The sequence below is a fragment of the Treponema endosymbiont of Eucomonympha sp. genome, from assembly GCF_001028545.1.
Window position 1 is genome coordinate 1 of sequence record NZ_BBPW01000330.1, and the last position, 737, is coordinate 737.

Sequence of the window (737 nt, forward strand, 5' to 3'; positions counted from 1 at the left end):
ATTGGCGAATATGCTCAAAGAAATGAACTTGCGCTATGAAAATGTGTTGTACATTGGAGATGATATAAACGATTACGAAGCGATGAAGAAGTGTAAACTACGCTGTTGCCCATCGAACGCAGTTACTGAAATCAAAGAAATTGCTGATGTTGTTTTACAAACAGCAGGCGGTAATGGCTGTTTAAGAGAAGTCACGGATATAATTTTAGGAAATACAAACATGAAAGATGAAAAAAGTTTTGTAAGCAATCTATGTTCCGGTACATTTTCAGATATTATGGATTCACTGGGTTACAAAAATCAGATAATCACCAATTATCGCCATAATTGGCATGGATTACCGATAGGTTTTATGGGAAGAGCGCGTACTGTCCTGATTGAAACGTATGAGACAGATGACGAAAATATATTAATGGGGCTTGGTTTTTTATCGCAGGTAGGCAAAGGAGAAGTTTTAGTTGTTAAGGGAAGCCAAAAATTTGCTTACTTTGGCGAACTAATGACACGCTTGAGTATCCGGCAAAGGATAGAAGGTATTATTATTGATGGATTAACGAGAGATACGAAGTTTACTCATAATCAATGTCCTTTATCGATTATCGCAAAAGGGTATTCTCCGGTAGATATAAAAGGCCGTGGACGAGTACAGGCTGTTGATGTAGATATACTGGTCGATGGCGTTGAAATCCATAAGGATGATTTAATTTTTGCAGATAACGATGCAATTTGTGTCATTC

At 37.3% G+C, this 737-nt stretch carries 1 protein-coding gene; it reads left to right on the forward strand.

What is annotated here, in order from left to right:
- Positions 1–10: 10 nt before the first annotated feature.
- A partial coding sequence (locus AWU74_RS06885) for an RraA family protein (RefSeq protein WP_238580221.1) occupies positions 11–737 on the forward strand: 727 nt, incomplete at its 3' end.